General features: G+C 72.6%; 15 protein-coding genes. 13 read left to right on the plus strand and 2 right to left on the minus strand.

Translation table 11 applies throughout. From position 1 onward, the window contains the following. Positions 1-15 precede the first annotated feature (15 nt). The 9 genes from QE359_RS09380 to QE359_RS09420 all read left to right on the plus strand — a co-directional run bounded on the left by QE359_RS09380 (position 16) and on the right by QE359_RS09420 (position 10,110). Positions 16-966 (plus strand): hypothetical protein, encoded by a 951-nt coding sequence (locus tag QE359_RS09380; protein WP_309778951.1) that lies wholly within the window; start codon positions 16-18, stop codon positions 964-966. A gap of 399 nt (positions 967-1,365) precedes the next feature. After that, on the plus strand, positions 1,366-2,523 hold the full coding sequence (locus tag QE359_RS09385; protein ID WP_309778952.1) for an extracellular solute-binding protein: 1,158 nt from the start codon (positions 1,366-1,368) through the stop codon (positions 2,521-2,523). Continuing rightward, positions 2,520-3,551 carry an ABC transporter permease subunit gene (locus QE359_RS09390; RefSeq protein ID WP_309778953.1) on the plus strand — a complete coding sequence of 344 codons (1,032 nt, stop codon included), beginning with the start codon at positions 2,520-2,522 and terminating at the stop codon, positions 3,549-3,551. The genes QE359_RS09385 and QE359_RS09390 overlap by 4 nt, the downstream gene beginning before the upstream one ends. Then, positions 3,548-4,360 carry an ABC transporter permease subunit gene (locus QE359_RS09395; RefSeq protein WP_309778954.1) on the plus strand — a complete coding sequence of 271 codons (813 nt, stop codon included), beginning with the start codon at positions 3,548-3,550 and terminating at the stop codon, positions 4,358-4,360. The genes QE359_RS09390 and QE359_RS09395 overlap by 4 nt, the downstream gene beginning before the upstream one ends. 104 nt (positions 4,361-4,464) lie before the next feature. Further along, a complete protein-coding gene (locus QE359_RS09400; RefSeq protein WP_309778955.1) occupies positions 4,465-5,550 on the plus strand; it encodes an ABC transporter ATP-binding protein in 1,086 nt (361 codons plus the stop codon). Then, a complete protein-coding gene (locus QE359_RS09405) occupies positions 5,547-7,181 on the plus strand; it encodes an inositol monophosphatase family protein (RefSeq protein ID WP_309778956.1) in 1,635 nt (544 codons plus the stop codon). Before QE359_RS09400 ends, QE359_RS09405 begins: the two co-directional genes overlap by 4 nt. Before the next feature lie 216 nt (positions 7,182-7,397). After that, a complete protein-coding gene (locus QE359_RS09410) occupies positions 7,398-8,201 on the plus strand; it encodes a hypothetical protein (RefSeq protein ID WP_309778957.1) in 804 nt (267 codons plus the stop codon). A gap of 56 nt (positions 8,202-8,257) precedes the next feature. Further along, the gene (locus QE359_RS09415; RefSeq protein WP_309778958.1) at positions 8,258-9,259 is read left to right on the plus strand and encodes an ATP-binding cassette domain-containing protein; all 1,002 of its coding nucleotides are present in this window, start codon (positions 8,258-8,260) and stop codon (positions 9,257-9,259) included. Beyond that, positions 9,256-10,110, plus strand: coding sequence for an ABC transporter permease (locus QE359_RS09420; protein WP_309778959.1), 855 nt, complete (start codon positions 9,256-9,258; stop codon positions 10,108-10,110). The genes QE359_RS09415 and QE359_RS09420 overlap by 4 nt, the downstream gene beginning before the upstream one ends. A 16-nt stretch (positions 10,111-10,126) precedes the next feature. Here the strand turns inward: QE359_RS09420 and QE359_RS09425 are convergent, their stop codons facing one another. Continuing rightward, complete coding sequence (locus QE359_RS09425) at positions 10,127-10,810, minus strand: response regulator transcription factor (RefSeq protein WP_070416644.1); 684 nt, start codon at positions 10,808-10,810, stop codon at positions 10,127-10,129. Continuing rightward, complete coding sequence (locus QE359_RS09430; RefSeq protein WP_309778960.1) at positions 10,807-12,036, minus strand: PspC domain-containing protein; 1,230 nt, start codon at positions 12,034-12,036, stop codon at positions 10,807-10,809. The genes QE359_RS09425 and QE359_RS09430 overlap by 4 nt, the downstream gene beginning before the upstream one ends. Positions 12,037-12,150: 114 nt before the next feature. Here QE359_RS09430 and QE359_RS09435 point away from each other — a divergent pair, with 114 nt between their 5' ends. The 4 genes from QE359_RS09435 to QE359_RS09450 all read left to right on the plus strand — a co-directional run bounded on the left by QE359_RS09435 (position 12,151) and on the right by QE359_RS09450 (position 16,971). Further along, positions 12,151-13,575: a PspC domain-containing protein gene (locus QE359_RS09435; RefSeq protein WP_309778961.1), complete on the plus strand. Its 1,425-nt coding sequence runs from the start codon at positions 12,151-12,153 to the stop codon at positions 13,573-13,575. Positions 13,576-13,586: 11 nt separating this feature from the next. Continuing rightward, positions 13,587-13,934, plus strand: a complete 348-nt coding sequence (locus QE359_RS09440; protein WP_309778962.1) for a hypothetical protein — start codon at positions 13,587-13,589, stop codon at positions 13,932-13,934. A 104-nt stretch (positions 13,935-14,038) separates the two neighbouring features. Continuing rightward, positions 14,039-15,940: an amino acid transporter gene (locus tag QE359_RS09445; protein ID WP_396127757.1), complete on the plus strand. Its 1,902-nt coding sequence runs from the start codon at positions 14,039-14,041 to the stop codon at positions 15,938-15,940. Further along, a complete protein-coding gene (locus tag QE359_RS09450; protein WP_309778963.1) occupies positions 15,937-16,971 on the plus strand; it encodes an EamA family transporter in 1,035 nt (344 codons plus the stop codon). The genes QE359_RS09445 and QE359_RS09450 overlap by 4 nt, the downstream gene beginning before the upstream one ends. Positions 16,972-17,022 lie beyond the last annotated feature (51 nt).

Raw genomic sequence — 17,022 nt, forward strand, 5'->3', positions numbered from 1 at the left:
GTCGAGCATCGGCGCATGACGATCGATCTGAAACTCGCACCGGCCCCCGAAGTCATCACCTACCGAACCTCCGCACGACGCCCCGATGAGTCCGAGGTCATCCGTCGCCGAGCCGCCGCAGGAGAACTCACCCGCGTCGCACGCGGCCTCTACGCGGAGACGTCGGCGTGGGCCGGATTGAACGCCACCGGCCGCCACCACGTGCGGGTGCGCGCGTTCGCCGACCGGGTCCGGCCCGGCGACCTGGTGTCGCACGTGTCGGCGGCGGTCGTGTTCGGCGTGCCGCTCCTCACGCCCCCGCCGGTGAGGATCCACGTGACCTCCCGCGGGGCTGACCGCCGCACCACGAACGCGACGTTCGTGGTGCACGCGGACCTCGACCCCGAGCGGAACCGGACCGTCGTCGCGACTCCCGACGGACTGCTGCTCTGTGCCCTCGACCGGCTGGCGACCGACCTCGCGCTCACCCTCCCGTTCGCCGATGCGGTCGTCGCGCTCGACGCCGTCCTCCGGCGCGGGGTCGACCGCGGATCGGTGCGGTCGGCGGCCAAGCGACGAGGGCAGAAGGGACGGCGGCGTGCCCTGCGCGCGATCGAGTTCGCGGACGGCGCGTCGGACTCTCCGGGGGAGTCGTTCGCTCGCGCGCGGTTCGACCAGTTCGGGACGCCCGCGCCCGTGCTCCAACACCGCTTCCGTGCGGCGGGAGAGCCGGACATCGTCGTGGACTTCTGGTTCCCCGACGCCGGTGTCGTGATCGAGTTCGACGGGGCGGTGAAGTACGAGAAGAGCGAGTACCTCCGTGGACGGACCCCCGCGCAGGCGCTGGTCGCCGAGAAGATCCGGGAGGACCGGCTCCGGTCGTTCCCCGAGGTTCGCTTCGTGCTCAGGCTGACTTGGTCCGACCTGCAGAACGAGTGGGTCCTGCGCGCGAAGCTCCGCAGAGCGGGCGTGCGGATGTCGCGCTGACGCTGATCGACCTCGCACCGTGTGGGTTCGTGGGACCGAGGGGGAACCCGCACGGTGCGCCGGCCGACGTCTGAGTGCGGCGTGGTCGCTCCGTGCGAGGTCGTCGGCTGCGGGTGTCGCCGCGGCACCGTGCGGGGCGATTCAGTCGAGTTGGACGTGGCCACTCGGTGCGAGGTTATAGGCGGACACGGGGTGGGCAACCTCGCACGGGTCGGTGGAGTCGGCACCGTGCGCGCCGCGCGGAGTTCATCCGCGGGCGATCCCAACGGCACCCGCCGTTCACCCCGCGGCGTCACACTGGTCGCACATGCGGGAACGTTCCCGCAAACACTCGCACTCACTCCGCAAGCCACCCCACACCCAGCACCCCACACCCCACACCCCAGGGAGACCACCGCCGTGAAGACCCGAGCCCTCGCCGGCCTCGCGATCGCCGCCGTCGCGACCGTCGCACTGTCCGGCTGCGTGCAGAGCGCCAACGCTTCGAACGCCGCCGACTCCAGCAGCGGCACGACCGCCCTCACCGTGTTCATCAGCGGCGACACCAACGTCCAGGACCTCTGGGAGAAGTCACTCATCCCCGCCTTCGAGGAGCAGCACCCCACGATCTCCGTGCGCACGAGCATCGACCTGCACGGCGAGCACGACGCGCAGACCCAGGCGAACCTCGCCACCGCGGTCAAGGCGGGCAAGGACGTCGCGTACGACCTCGTCGACGCCGGGTTCGTCTCGACCGCCGGCAAGGCCGGACTCCTCACGAAGGTCAGCGACAGCAGCATCCCGAACCTCAAGGACGTCCCCGAGGCGACGAAGCAGCAGGGCGGCACGAGCGCGATCCCGTACCGTGCTTCCAGCGTCCTGCTCGCCTACGACTCGAACAAGGTCTCCGACCCGCCGAAGACCCTCGACGACCTGCTCTCCTGGATCCGGGACAACCCCGGGCAGTTCGCGTACAACTCCCCGTCGTCCGGCGGCTCGGGCGGCTCGTTCGTCGCGACCGTCCTCGCGAAGTACCTGACCGCGTCCGAGCAGAAGACGATGCAGACCACGTACGACAAGTCGCTCGAGTCGAAGTGGGACGAGGGCTTCCGGACCCTGAAGGACCTCGGGCCCTCCACGTACCAGAAGGGCGTGTACCCGAACGGGAACGACCAGGTCGTGCAGCTGCTCGGCAGCGGGCAGATCTCGATGGCGCCCGTCTGGAGCGACCAGTTCATCACCTCGCAGAAGACCGGCGTGATCCCGAAGACCGTCAAGGCCGTCCAGATCGCCGACCCCTCGTTCACCGGCAGCGCGAGCTTCCTCGGCATCCCGAAGACCGAGCCCGCCGCCAAGAAGCGCGCCGCCGAGGAGCTGGCCGACTTCGTCCTCAGCTCGAAGGGACAGCAGCTCGTCGCGAGCGCCGTCTCCGGGTACCCGGTCGTCCCGCTCGACTCGCTGCCGAAGTCGGTCTCCGAGCAGTTCGCCGACGCGGACCCCTCGAACCTCCGCCTCGGCTTCCAGAGCGACTTCGCCGCCGACATGAACGCGGCGTGGGACGCGAAGGTCCCGCAGTGACGGACACCGTCCAGCACGGCCCGGCGGTCGACCGGGAGGCCCGCGGCGACTCCGCCCCGGGCCTCCCGGCCGCCCCGTCCCGCGGCCACGGCACGCCGGACACCGCGCATCGGCCCACCACCCAGGAACGCCTGGACCGCCGTCGGCGGTGGCAGGGCCTCGCACTCGTCGCCGCCCCGGTCCTCGTCGTCGTGCTGTTCGTCGGCGTCCCGGTCGTCAACGCCGCGCTGTTCAGCCTCGGCTTCACCGGCGGCCTGAACCAGGCGCTCGCGGACATCGGCGGCGACACGGTGCACGGGTTCTCGCTCGCGGTCTACGGCACGCTGCTGGGCAATCCCACGTTCCTCCGGGACCTCGCGGCGACGCTCGGCGTCACGGCGCTCTCCACCGGGGTGACCGTGTCACTCGCCGTGGTCGTCGCCGTGATCCTGCGGCTCCGCGGCGGGTTCCTCGGCAAGACACTCAGCGTGCTCGCCGTCGTCCCGATCTTCGTGCCCGTCGTCATCGCGAGCTGGTCGATCCTGACGTTCACCGACGCCCAGGGCTTCCTCCGCAGCCTCGGCGCCCAGTTCGGCGTGGACGTCCCCGTCTGGGGGTACACCTTGGTCGCCGTCGTGTTCGGCAGCGTGTGGACGAGCCTGCCGTTCGCGGTCCTCATGGTCGCCGGCGCGCTGCAGGGCACCCCGGACGCGCTCATCGAGGCCGCCCGGGACGCCGGTGCGAGCACGTGGCGTGTGGTCTGGCAGGTGCTCCTGCCGATGGCGAGGACGCCCCTCGTCATCGCCACGACGTTCACCGTGATCGGGGTGCTCGGGGCCTTCACGGTGCCGTACTTCACCGGACCGAACGCGCCGACGATGCTCGGCGTCGACATCTCGAAGTACTTCCAGGCGTACAACCGTCCGCAGCAGTCGACCGCGATGGCCTTCGTCGTCTTCGCCTTCGCCGCCGCCGCCAGCGTGTTCTACCTCCGCTCCACCGTCCGGTCGAACGCGAGCGAGCTCGAGAAGCAGAAGGGTCGGTCGTGATCCGTCGTCTCACCGGCACCGCTCTCGTATGGGCCGCCGCCGTCGTCCTCGCCGTGTTCATCGCCGGTCCACTGCTCTGGCTCGCCGTCCGGGCGTTCGCGACGACGTGGACCTACCCGAACCTGTTGCCGGATGGGTGGACCCTCGAGTGGTGGGGGCGGGTGTTCGACGACCCGAACCTCGGTGTCGCCGTCCAGAACTCCCTCGTGCTCGCCCCGCTCACGGTCGCGATCGCCGCGGTCATCTGCCTGCCGGCGGCGTGGGCGATCAGCCGCATCGAGTTCCCCGGGCGGCGGCTCGTGCTCGTCGGCCTCTTCGCGACGAACGCCTTCCCCAAGATGGGGCTCTTCGTGACGATGTCCGCGATGTTCACCGCGCTGAACCTCATGAACACGGTCACCGGGATACTCATCGTGCACGTCCTCGGCTGCGTCGTGTTCATGACCTGGCTCCCGGCGGCGGCGTTCTCCGCCGTACCGCGTTCCCTCGAGGAAGCGGCGCGCGACGCGGGTGCGAGCCGCTGGCGGACGTTCTGGAGCGTCACGTTCCCGATCGCGTGGCCGGGCATCCTCGTCGCCGTGGTGATGAGCTTCCTCGCCTCGTTCGACGAGGCGCAGGGCACCTACCTCGTCGGAGCCCCGACCTACATGACGATGCCCACCGCGATGTACTCGCTCGTGCTGAACTCCCCACGCCAGGTCTCGGCGGTGTTCGCGATCGCGCTGAGCATCCCCTCGGTCGTCCTCATGACGCTCGCGCGGAAGCACATCATGGGCGGCCGACTCGCGGACGGGTTCCAGATCCGATGACCCGCCCGGACCGACCGACCCGATCCACCCGACCGACCAGACCGACCGGTCCCGGCCCGACCGCGCGTCCGTCCCGGACCGATCCCAGCTCGAAAGGCGACCCGATGACGGACGCAACGATCCTCGCGGAACGCGAACCGCGCCTCCCGGCACGCACCGACCCGGCCGTGCGTCCGGACGCGACGCCCGACGGCGGACTGACCGTCCGTGGACTCCGCAAGACGCTCGGCGGCCGCGACGTCGTCGCCGGCATCGACCTCGATGTGGCGAAGGGCGAGCTCGTCTCGCTGCTCGGCCCGTCCGGCTGCGGCAAGACGACGACCCTCCGCATGGTCGCCGGGTTCCTGCCCGCCGACGGGGGCGTGGTCACGATGGGGGACCGCGACGTGACGACGCTCGGCCCGGAGCGGCGGCCGAGCGCGATGGTCTTCCAGAACTACGCACTCTGGCCGCACATGACCGTGACGCAGAACGTCGCGTTCCCGCTGCGCACCCGACGCGTGCCGAGACAGCAGGCCACGGAGCGGGTCCGCGAGGCGCTCGAGCTCGTCGGGCTCACGCACCACGCCGGATCGAAGCCGACGGCGATCTCCGGCGGCGAGCAGCAGCGCGTCGCCCTCGCCCGAGCGATCGTGCAGGAGCCGGACGTCCTGCTGCTCGACGAGCCGCTCTCCAACCTCGACGCAAAGCTCCGGGTGAGCGTCCGCGACGAGATCCGACGCATCCAGCAGCGCCTCGGCATCACGACCGTGATCGTGACGCACGACCAGGACGAGGCCCTCAGCGTCTCGGACCGGATCGCGGTCATGCACGACGGACGGATCGAGCAGATCGCCGCGCCCGCCGAGCTGTACGCACGTCCGGCCACCGGCTTCGTCGCGTCGTTCATCGGGTCGACGAGCGTCGTCGCCGGACGGTTCCTAGCCGCGACGTCGGTGGTGCCCAGGGCCGACGACGCCGTGCTCGTCCGGCCGGAGCAGGTCACGCTCACCGACGGGTCACCGGTCCGCGCGACGGTGGTGCGCGTGCTCATGCGCGGCCACTTCGCCGAGGTGGTGCTCGCCGCCGACGGTGCCGAGCTCCGGGCGTTCGTGACCGGTGTCGCGCCGGCGGTCGGCACTGAGACCGGTGTCCGGATCGGTGACGTGCTCGTGTACCGCGACGGCGTCCTGGTGGAGGCAGCCCGATGACCGCGGACGCACCCGCGACCGCGGACGCACCCGCGACCGAGAGCGGCCCGATGGCCACGGTCGCGCCGGCCGCCGCGGGTACCGGCACGATCCCCGGCGCCGGGCGCGTCGTACGTCGGCCCCGCCTCGTCGCCCACCGGGGTGCGCCGCGCGTCCGGCGCGAGAACACCCTGCCGGCCATCGCCGTCGCCGAGGCCCTCGGCGCCGACACCATCGAGGTCGACGTCCGCCGCACCGCCGACGGCGTCGCCGTGCTGCTCCACGACGAGACCCTCGGCCGGATGTGGGGCGATGCCCGACGCGTGTCAGAGGTGGACTGGTGCGACGTCGCCCGGCTCGGGAACGGCCTCGACCGGATCCCACGACTCGACGCCGCACTCGAACGGCTCGACGGCTGCCGGACCTCGCTGCTCGTCGACCTGACCGACCCGGAGGACGCCCTCGTCGCCGCGCGGACCGTCGCGGCGCACCGGGGGAGCACCGGCGTCGCGTGGTGCGGCGCGCCCGACGCGATGGCGGCGGTCCGCGAGGTCCTCCCGGACGCCGACGTCTGGCTCGCGTGGGAGTCGCTCGAGGCGCCGACCCCGGCGGACCTGGCGCCGCTCGCGCCCTCGACGCTGAACCTCGACGTCGCGTTCCTCACCCCGCGCACCGTCCGGGCCGCGCACGACCTCGGCCTCCTCGTGTCGGTGTGGACCGTGGACGGCCCCGAGCCGGCGGTCTGGGCCGCCATGTCCGGCGTCGACTCGATCACCACGAACGACGTCGCCGCGGTCCGAGCGGCACTCGCAGCGGCGGAACGGGACGGCTGGCCCGAGCGCGACCGCGATCCGACCGAGACCGAGGTGGCCTCACGCGCCGAAGCACTGGCGTACCGGATCGCCCACGAGGTGATCGCCTTCACCCGCGAGCACCCCGTCGGCGAGGTCACCACGAAGGCGCACCCGGCCGACCTCGTCACCGACGTCGACCGGCTCGTCGAACAGCACGTCCGTTCCCGGGTCCGGACGGTGTTCCCGACCCACGGCTTCACCGGCGAGGAGTACGGCGCGGCACCCGGCGACCGGCACCGCTGGTACCTCGACCCGGTCGACGGGACGACGAACCTCGCGAACGGGGTGCCGTGGACCTCGATGTCGCTCTGTCTCACCCGCGGCGGTCGTCCGCTCGTCGGCGTCGTCGCCGATCCGTGGCGCGGCGAGGTGCTCGAGGCCCGGAGCGGCCGCGGAGCCACCCTCCGTGACCGGACGCTGCGCCTCGACGACGCCCCGCGGGCACTCGCCGGAGCCGTGGTCGGGACCGAGCTCGACGGGCACCGGCCGTGGCCCGGGTTCGGCGCGTTCCTCGACGCCCTCGCGGCCCGCTCGTGCACGCTGCGGGTGCAGGGGTCCGGGACGCTGACGATCGCGCAGGTCGCGGCCGGGCGGGGGATCGGCGGGTGCGTGTCGGCGTTCGACCCGATCGACCACGGTGCTGCGGTGCTGCTCGTGCACGAGGCCGGCGGCGTCGTGCTGACCCGGGAGGGCCCCGTCGACGGGTTCCCGCCGGCGGGCGAGCCGTTCCTCGTGGCGCACCCGGGTGCGGCGGACGAACTGCACGCCGTGTGGACGGCGGCGCTCGCCGCCGTCTGAGCGTCACCCCTGTGGGCCTGGAGGCGCGGTGCGGGCCCGACCCGCGCCTCCCGGCCCACAGGTGGGCGCGTGACGAACCGCCGGCTCTCGGGTGACTCTGTGCGGGCGTTCAGTCAGTGGTCGCCGGCGCTCCCTAGGGTGGCAGTCCACGGCACCGCTCCACGGCGGGCCGCACTGCTCCGCCGCCGGCGGGGCGCACCCGAAGGAGCATCGACCATGGGATTCCTCGACCGCCTGCTCGGACGTCCGGAGCGCGACCAGAACGGCGCCGCGCAGCAGAACCAGTGGGGACAGCCGCAGCAGCAGGGGTACCGCTACGGCCAGCAGTCCTACCACCAGCCCACGCCCACGGGAGCGCCGGCGGCTGGCGCCCAGTACGGCACGCCGCAGTGGGGCGGCGGCGGCCCGACCGGTGGGCAGCAGGCGTCCACCGACGACGAGCGTGCGGTCGAGCGCTACCGCTACCTGCTCCGCACGGCCCCGCCGGAGCGCATCGAGGAGGTCCACGCCGAGGCCTTCGCGAAGCTCACGGACGAGCAGCGTCGGATGGTCTACGACGAGTTCACCCGGTCCGCGCCGGCCGGCGAGGCCCCGCGCGGCGACGACCCGCGCTCCCTGGCCCAGGCCGCGACGCGCTCCGAGATCCGGCAGCCCGGGTTCATGGAGCGCTCGCTCGGTGGTGTCGGGAACGGTCGCGGCGGGATGTTCGGCGGCGCCGGGCAGCGCTCCGGTCCCTCGTTCGGCAGCATGATCGGCGCCTCGATCCTCGGGACGGTCGCCGGCTACGTGATCGGTTCGGCCATCATGAGCGCCTTCCTGCCGGACCCCGGATCGTTCGACGGCGGTACCGATGCTGCGGGTGACGGTGGTTCGGAGGACACTGGTGCCGACTCCGGTGACGGAGGCGCGTCCGACAGCGGCGCGTCCGACGGCGGCGGGTTCGAGAGTGCGGGCTGGGGCGACAGCGGATCCGACTTCGGCGGCGGCTTCAGCGACTTCGGTGGTGACTTCGACGTGTAGCGCGTCACGGTCGGTACCGACCACCTGATATGTTCCATGCTCGACAAGGGAGCGACATGGCCATCATCGAAGCCTCCGGGCTGACCAAGACGTACCGATCGAAGTCCGGTCCCGTGCACGCGCTGGCCGGGCTCGACCTGGTGGTGCCGCAGGGCACCGTCAAGGCGCTGCTCGGGCCGAACGGTGCCGGCAAGACCACCACGGTGAAGGTGCTGACCACGCTCATCACGCCGGACAGCGGCACGGCGACGATCGACGGCATCGACGTCATCGCCGACCCGCAGGCAACCCGGCGGTCCATCGGGGTCTCCGGCCAGTACGCCGCGGTCGACGAGAACCTGACCGGGTTCGAGAACCTCGAGATGATCGGGCGGCTCTACCACCTCGGTCGTCGGACGGCGCGGGAACGGGCTCGCGAGCTCATCGACGTCTTCGACCTGGCCGAGGCCGGGGACCGCCCCGTGAAGGGATTCTCCGGCGGCATGCGGCGGCGGATCGACCTCGCCGGAGCGCTCGTGATGAACCCCCGCGTGCTGTTCCTCGACGAGCCGACCACCGGGCTCGACCCGCGCAGCCGGCTCGCGCTCTGGGGCGTCATCGAGGGGCTCGTGGCCGAGGGCACGACGGTGCTCCTCACCACGCAGTACCTCGAAGAAGCCGACCAGTTGGCCGACGACATCGCGGTGATCGACGGCGGGACCGTCATCGCCGAGGGCACCTCCGACCACCTCAAGGCCCAGGTCGGCGGCCACCGGGTCGTCGTCACGCTCGTCGACCAGGCCGATGCGGACGCCGCCACGACCGTCCTGCGTCGCTACGGCGTCGGTGAGGTCGAGGCCTCCGGCGACGGCCGGACCCACGCCATCGCGGTCGAGGCCGGACCCTCGGCACTCCAGCGGGTGCTCGCCGACCTCGGTGACGCCGGCATCGAGTTGCACGACGCCGGCATGCGACGCCCCACCCTCGACGACGTGTTCCTCCGGCTCACCGGCCACGCGGCGACGGACGACGATGCGGTCGACCCGGCTGCCACGAAGCAGAAGGAGGCGGCACGATGACCGCCACCACACCCGCCACGGCACTCGGCCGGCAGCTGCCCGTCCTCGTCACCTCGCCCACTGCGGTCTGGTTCGAGGACGGCTGGACGGTCACGAAGCGGAACCTCATCAAGATCAAGCGGTCGCCGGACATGCTCGTGTTCGCGGTGCTGCAGCCGATCATGTTCGTCCTGCTCTTCAGCCAGGTCTACGGCGGCGCGATCCAGGTGCAGGGGACCGACTACACGCAGTTCCTGATGGCGGGGATCTTCGCCCAGACGGTCGTGTTCGGCGCGACGTTCTCCGGCTCGGCGATGGCGCAGGACCTCAAGGAAGGGCTGATCGACCGGTTCCGCACGCTCCCGATGTCGGCGTCAGCGGTGCTCGTCGGCCGGACGAACTCCGACCTGGTGCTGAACGGCATCTCGATGGCGATCATGATGCTCACCGGGCTCGCGGTCGGGTGGCGGGTGAACTCGTCGCCGCTGGAGTTCCTCGCCGGCATCGCGCTGCTGCTGCTCTTCAGCTACGCGTTCAGCTGGGTGATGGCGCTGCTGGGCATGAGCGTCAAGACGCCCGAGGTCATCAACAACGCCTCGTTCATGATCCTGTTCCCGTTGACGTTCATCTCCAACGCCTTCGTCCCGAGCGACACGCTGCCGCTCGTGCTGCGGGTCTTCGCGGAGTGGAACCCGGTGTCGTCGCTCGTGCAGGCCGCCCGCGAGCTGTTCGGCAACGTCGGCTCGGCACCGGTGCCGGACATCTGGACGATGCAGCACCCGATCGTGACGGTGCTGATCGGGATCGCGGTGATGCTGGTGGTGTTCGTGCCGTGGTCGGTGAACAAGTACACCCGCATCAGCTCGAAGTGAGGCGTCGACCGGGTGCTCAGAGGAGCTTCCGCTGGAGCGCCCACGCCGTGAGCTCGTGCCGGTTGGACAGCTGCAGCTTCCGCAGCACCTTCGACACGTGCGTCTCGACGGTCTTCACCGAGATGAACAGGTCCGCGGCGACCTCCTTGTAGGCGTACCCGCGTGCGATGAGCCGCATCACCTCCTGCTCGCGCGCCGACAGGCGGTCGAGTTCCGTGTCGACCTGCGCGGTCTCGCCGCTCACCGCGCCGAACGCGTCGAGCACGAAACCGGCCAGCCGCGGCGAGAACACCGCGTCCCCCTCAGCCACGCGGTCGATCGCCTCGGCGACGTCGGCCTCCGACGAGCTCTTGGTGATGTACCCGCGCGCTCCCGCCCGGATCACCCGCACCACGTCGTCCGCCGCGTCCGAGACGCTCAGCGCGAGGAACCGGGTGTCCGGGTGGCCCGGGGCGGCGCGTGCGATCACCTCGGCGCCACCACCGCCCGCACCGCCGGGCAGGTGGACGTCGAGCAGGACGACGCGCGGTCGGGTCGCGGCGACGAGGTCGACGGCCTCGTCGACGGTCGCGGCCTCACCGACGACCAGGAGGCGCGGCGGCAGCCCGGCGCGCACGCCGGCCCGGAAGATGGAGTGGTCGTCGACGATGGCGACGGTGAGCGGTGCGGCCTGCGGCTGCGCGGTGGGGTCGTCGGTCACGGGTGCTCCTCGGTCGGCCGGTCGGGGGCGGTCAGGGGGAGGACCAGACGGACCTCGGTGCCGGTGCGTCCCGGCCCCGGCGCGATCGTCGCGGTGCCACCGATGCGCTGCATTCGGCCGACGATCGACTCGCGGACGCCGTAGCGGCCCTCCGGGACGGCCGCGGGGTCGAAGCCCGGCCCGCGGTCGCCGATGGTGACCTCCACGCGGTCGTGGGCGGTCTCGGCGTACACCCGGACGGTCCCGCCGGCGTGCCGAGCGGCGTTGAGCATCGCCTCGCGGGCGGCCGCGACGATGCCCTCGGGCAGGTCGGCCCGCGCCGGACCGATCGCGATCACCTCGACCTGCGCCGGGTACTCGGTCTCGATCTCGACCGCGGTCGCCCGGAGCTGGGCCCCGAGGTCGGCGGTCGGCTCGGCCTGCTCGGCGAACAGCCACGACCGGAGTTCGCGCTCCTGGGCCCGCGCGAGCCGTGCGGCGTCGGAGCCCGGCTCGGCCCGCTGCTGGATGAGCGCCAGGGTCTGCAGGACGGAGTCGTGCAGGTGCGCCGCGATCTCGGCCCGCTCGATGTCCCGCACGCGGGCGGCGCGCTCCTCGGCGAGGTCGCGGACGAGCCGGACCACCCAGGGTGCGACCACGACGGCGACGCCGAGCAGCACCGCGGTCGCGGCGGTGAGGACCGTCCAGACGTTCGGGTGCGTGCTCGAGGTGAAGAACAGCAGGATGCCGAGCACGACGAGCACGAGCGCGCCGAGGGCCCGGACGACGAGGGCGGAGGACCCCGCGGCGCGGACGTTCCGGAGGGCGTCGAGTTGCCGCCACGCGAGTGCCGCTCCGGTGGCGACGACGATCGCCGGCACGATGAACGCGAGCGGGACGTCGGCGCCGAGCCGTGAGGCGACCATCGCGCCGCCCGCCGTCAGCAGGGCGATGCCGAGCAGGATCTCCACGACCGGCGCCCGGCGCGCGGGCTCGTCCGGCGCGGCCTCGGCGTCCGCTGCGGGACGGGTCAGCACCGCTCGCAGGGACGTCGGCGTCGCCGGACCCTGGCTCGGCGTCGTCGCCCAGAGCCAGGCGTAGAGCAGGACACCGGCCCCGCCGCACACCGCCAGCACCGCGGTCGCGAGCCGCACCGCGCCGACGGGCAGCCCGGTGTGGGCAGCGAACCCGCCGCACACGCCACCGACGACCCGGAGGGCCGGGCGGGACATCGTGGCGGTCGGCATGGGCCAATCCTGGCACCCCGGGTCCGCCGATCGCGGGCTCCGGGGCGGAGATCAGGGGACGATCAGGGTGAACCCCGATGGTGCCGACCGTCGACGGCCACGATGCTGGTGGCCATGACACAACAGGACACCGGCGGCCCCGCGTCGGCGACACGGTTCTTCGACTGGATCCGGGGCATCCACGTCACCCGGTCCGACGACCGCTGGCTCGCCGGCGTGTGCGGCGCCGTCGCCGAGCGCACCGGGCTCGACCCGCTCGTGGTGCGGGGCGTCGCGATCGTCGTGGCGCTCCTCGGCGGCCCGGTGTTCCTCGCCTACGCGGCGGGGTGGGCGCTGCTGCCGGACTCGTCCGGACGCATCCACGTCGAGCGGATGGTCCGCGGGGTGCTCGACCCGGCGCTCATCGCCATCGGCGTCCTCGTGGTGCTGACCTTCGTCCCCGCCGTCCAGGGCATCTGGTGGCAGGGTGTCCCGGTGGCGTGGGGGATGCCCGGCTGGCTCTCGGCCACGCTCGGGACCGCGTGGACGATCGCCCTCGTGGGGTGCGCCGTGTGGCTCGTGGTGGTCCTGGCGCGCCGGGGCTCGCAGTCGGCAGCCGGCGTCCAGGCGGCGGCCGGTGAGCCGGCGGCGCACGGCGAGCCGGCGGAGCCGGGCACGCGGCGCGACTTCTGGACGAGTGCCGACGACCCCGCGCCGACGCCGTGGGCGGCGACGGGCGCGACGACGGCGGGTGGACCCGACCACGTCGCTCCCGGTGGGTCCGCGGCGGGGGCGAGCAGCGCCTCCTGGCAGTGGGACACGACCTCCGCGGCGGACCGACACCGTCAGCACACCGAGCGGATGCGCGCGGAACGGCAGCGTCAGGCGGAACGGCGAGCGGAGCGAGCCGATCGGCTCCCCGGCGCCGGGTACGTCGCCGTGAGCCTGGGCCTCGCCCTCGTCGTCGGAGCCGGCGTCGCGGTGTGGGCGCAGCAGACCGACCTGCCCGTGCCGGTGCTCGGGATCGCCGCCGCGGTCGCCGTGCTCGCCGTGGCGACCGTCGTGGCCGGCGTACGCGGACGGGAGAGCGGTGGCCTCGGGCTGTTCTCGACCATCGGGGTCGTCGCGCTCGTCGTGACGGGGGTGCTGCCCACCGGCACGCAGGTCACGGTCGTCGGCGGGACCACCTGGCGGGTGGACGACGTCCGGCCGGGTACCGAGCGGAACTACGCGATGGTGGTCGGTGGGCCGACGCTGGACCTCCGCGGGCTCGACGAGGCCGACGGCGGCGGGACGGTGAACCTCTGGCTCGGAGCCGGGGGAGCCGAGGTCCAGCTGCCGACCGACGCACCCGTCCGGGTCCGGGTGAGCGGCGTCGGGTACGGCGTCGAGCTCCGTCCGGACGACGACGCGGACGACAGCCTCGGTGGCGCGCTCGGCACGACGACCGTCGAGAACCGGGCAGCGCGATCGGCGGACGCCGCCGAGACCACGACCGTGCACGTGTGGGTCATCGGCGGCGGCGTCGACGTGCCGCGTGCCGTGACCGTCGACCAGTGAGGAACGAGACGATGACGAACGACGAGACCACCCCGGACGACCGGACCACCCCGGACGACCGGACCACCCCGGTCGACCCGACCACCCCGTACGACCGGACCACCCCGTACGACCGGGCCACCCCGACCACCCCGTTCGACGGGGCCCCGGCACCCGCTCGCCGCCCGCGCCGCGCACCCCGCTTCGGCACGGTGTTCTGGGGGGTCGTCCTCCTCGTGTTCGCCGCCGCGATGGCCGTGAGCGCCCTGCCGTGGTTCACCGTCGACCCGATGACGCTCCTGCTCGGGGCCTGCCTGACCGCCGGGGTCCTGCTCGTGGTGGCCGGTGTCGCGGCGGTGATCGCGAGACCACGGCGCTAGGACGGCCTACGATCGTGTCCGTGACCGCGACAGACGCCGAGCGGGCCGCGGAACGCGACGCGACCGAGCCTCCCCTCGACCGAAGCACCCGTGTGCGTCGCTGGATGCTGCACGGGGCCGACCAGGGCGCCTCGCACCAGGGCCCGCACCAGGTCGAGGTGGAGAAGACCCACTCGTGGTGGCGCGTCATGTGCCTCACGGGCGTCGACTACTTCTCGACGCTCGGGTACCAGCCCGCGATCGCCGCGCTCGCCGCAGGGCTCCTGTCGCCGATCGCGACGATCGTGCTCGTGCTCGTCACGCTGTTCGGCGCCCTGCCGGTGTACCGCCGGGTCGCGCAGGACAGCTTCCGGGGCGCCGGCTCGATCATGATGCTCGAGAAGCTCCTGCCCTGGTGGGCCGGCAAGCTCTTCGTGCTCGTGCTGCTCGGGTTCGCCGTGACGGACTTCATGATCACGATGACGCTGTCCGCGGCGGACGCGACGGCGCACATCGCGGAGAACCCGTTCACGCCGCACTGGTTCACCGAGATCCCGGTGCCGCTCACGCTCGCACTGCTGCTCCTGCTCGGGGTCGTGTTCCTCCGCGGCTTCAAGGAGGCGATCGGCATCGCGGTCGCCCTCGTCGCGGTGTACCTGCTGCTCAACGCGGTCGTCGTCGGGGTGTCCCTGTGGCACGTGTTCGAGCACCCGATGGTCGCGAGCGACTGGTGGAGCGGCCTCACGGCGCAGCACAGCAACCCGCTCGTGATGATCGGCATCGCCCTCGTCGTCTTCCCGAAGCTCGCGCTGGGCCTGTCCGGCTTCGAGACCGGCGTCGCGGTGATGCCGCAGGTGCGCGGTGACGCGTCCGACGACACGAGCGCCCGACCCGAGGGCCGGATCCGCGGGACGAAGCGCCTGCTCACCGTCGCCGCGGTCATCATGAGCTCGTTCCTCATCACCTCGTCGATCGTCACGACGTTCCTCATCCCGCAGCACGAGTTCCAGCCGGGCGGCGGTGCGAACGGCCGGGCGCTGGCGTACCTGGCGCACGAGTACCTCGGTGGCGTGTTCGGTTCCGTGTACGACTTCTCGACGGTCGCGATCCTGTGGTTCGCCGGTGCGAGTGCGATGGCGGGTCTGCTCAACCTCGTGCCCCGGTTCCTGCCCCGCTACGGCATGGCACCGCAGTGGGCGCGGGCGACCCGACCACTCGTGATCATCTTCACGCTCATCGCCTTCGTGATCACGATCATCTTCCAGGCGAACGTCGACGCGCAGGGCGGCGCCTACGCCACGGGCGTGCTCGTCCTCATCACGAGCGCCGCGGTCGCGGTGACCCTGTCGGCCCGACGCAAGCAGCAGAAGAAGCGCACGATCGGGTTCGGCATCATCGCCGTGGTATTCGTGTACACGACCGTCGCGAACGTCATCGAGCGACCGGACGGCGTCCGGATCGCCGCGATCTTCATCATCGCGATCGTCGTGGTCTCGCTGGTCTCCCGGGTCCGCCGGTCGTTCGAGCTTCGTGCGTCGTCGATCGAGCTGGACGCCACCGCCCGGCAGTTCATCGAGGCCGACGCCGACCAGTTCAGCTCGGTCTGCATCATCGCGAACGAGCCGGGTGCCGGCACGGCCGAGGCGTACCGGTCGAAGGGGCGCGAGGAACGCCGCGACTCCGGCATCCCCGCCCGCGTGCCGACGATGTTCCTCGAGGTCCTGCCCGCCGACTCCTCCGACTTCGAGGAGGACCTCGTCGTCGAGGGCCACGTCATCCACGGGCACCGCGTGCTCAAGGTCCGGTCGGGCAACGTGCCGAACACGATCGCGTCGACGCTCCTCGCCATCCGGGACATCGCCGGCGTCGTCCCGAGCATCTACTTCGAGTGGAACGAGGGCAGCCCGATCCGCAACGCCATCCGCTTCGTGTTCACCGGCGTCGGTGACGTCGCGCCCGTGACGCGCGAGGTGCTGCGCGAGGCGGAACCCGACGTGAACCGCCGACCGAGCGTCCACGTGTCGTGACGGGCGGGGCGGACGCGAGCCGCGCCTCCAGGCCCGTCGGTGGACTCGCGGCGGTCCTCGTCGCCGCGGCCGTGTGGGGGACCACCGGCACCGCGACGCACTTCGCGCCCGGGGTCCCCGCGTTCGTGTTCGGGGCCGTGACGTTCGGCCTCGGCGGGATCGTCCTCGCCCTCGGCGCCGGTCGCGGCACGCTCCGCGCGGTCGCCGACCCGGCGAGTCGTCGTTGCGCGCTGCTCGGTGCGGCGTCGCTCGTCGTCTACGCGGTCGCGTTCTACGCGGCCCTCGCCGACGCGGGCGTCGCGCTGGGCACGACGGTGGCCATCGGGTCGTCGCCCGTGTTCGCGGGGGTCGTCGAGTGGGTGGCGGACGGGAGGCGCGTCACGCGCAGGTGGGTCGTCGCCACCCTGGTGAGCGTGGTCGGGATGGTCGTCGTGACGCTCGCGCGGTCCTCCGCGCACGCGGGCGCGGGCGCGGGTGCGTCGGACGGTGCCGACCGGGACGGGTCGCTCGTGCTCGGCCTGGGGAGTGCGCTGCTCGCTGGGCTGACGTACGCGCTGTACTCGTGGGCGGTCGCGCGGGGCATGCGTGCGGTGTCCGTTCCCGTCGCGCTGCCCGGCGGTGTGTCCGTGGCGGACCGTGCTTCCTTGCTGGCTCGCGCGGCCCTGCCGGCTCGCGCGTCCCTGCCGGGTGAGCGTGGACTCGTCGGTGCGGTGTTCGGGCTCGCGGCGGTCCCGCTCGTGGTGCTCGCCGTCGTGGGCGGGCAGGCGTCGCTCGGGGTCGCGGCGAACTGGCCGGTGTTCCTGTACCTGGCGCTCGTGCCGACGGTGCTCGGGCACTCGCTGTACGCCGTCGGGCTGCGGTCCGTGAGCGCCTCGGTCGCGACGCTGCTGTCGCTGTTCGAGCCCGTCGTGGCCGCGGTGCTCGCCGTGCTCGTGGTGGGGGAGCACCTCGGTGCCGGAGGCTGGGTCGGCATCGGGCTGGTGGTCGTCGGGCTGGCGGTCCTGGCCGTGCCGGAGCGCACGCGCGCCTAACGATGCGGGCGCGCCGCCAGGGGTGCGCCGCCGGGGCTTCGGGCGCGCCGC

The sequence above is a fragment of the Curtobacterium sp. SORGH_AS_0776 genome, assembly GCF_031453355.1.
Lineage (GTDB): Bacteria > Actinomycetota > Actinomycetes > Actinomycetales > Microbacteriaceae > Curtobacterium.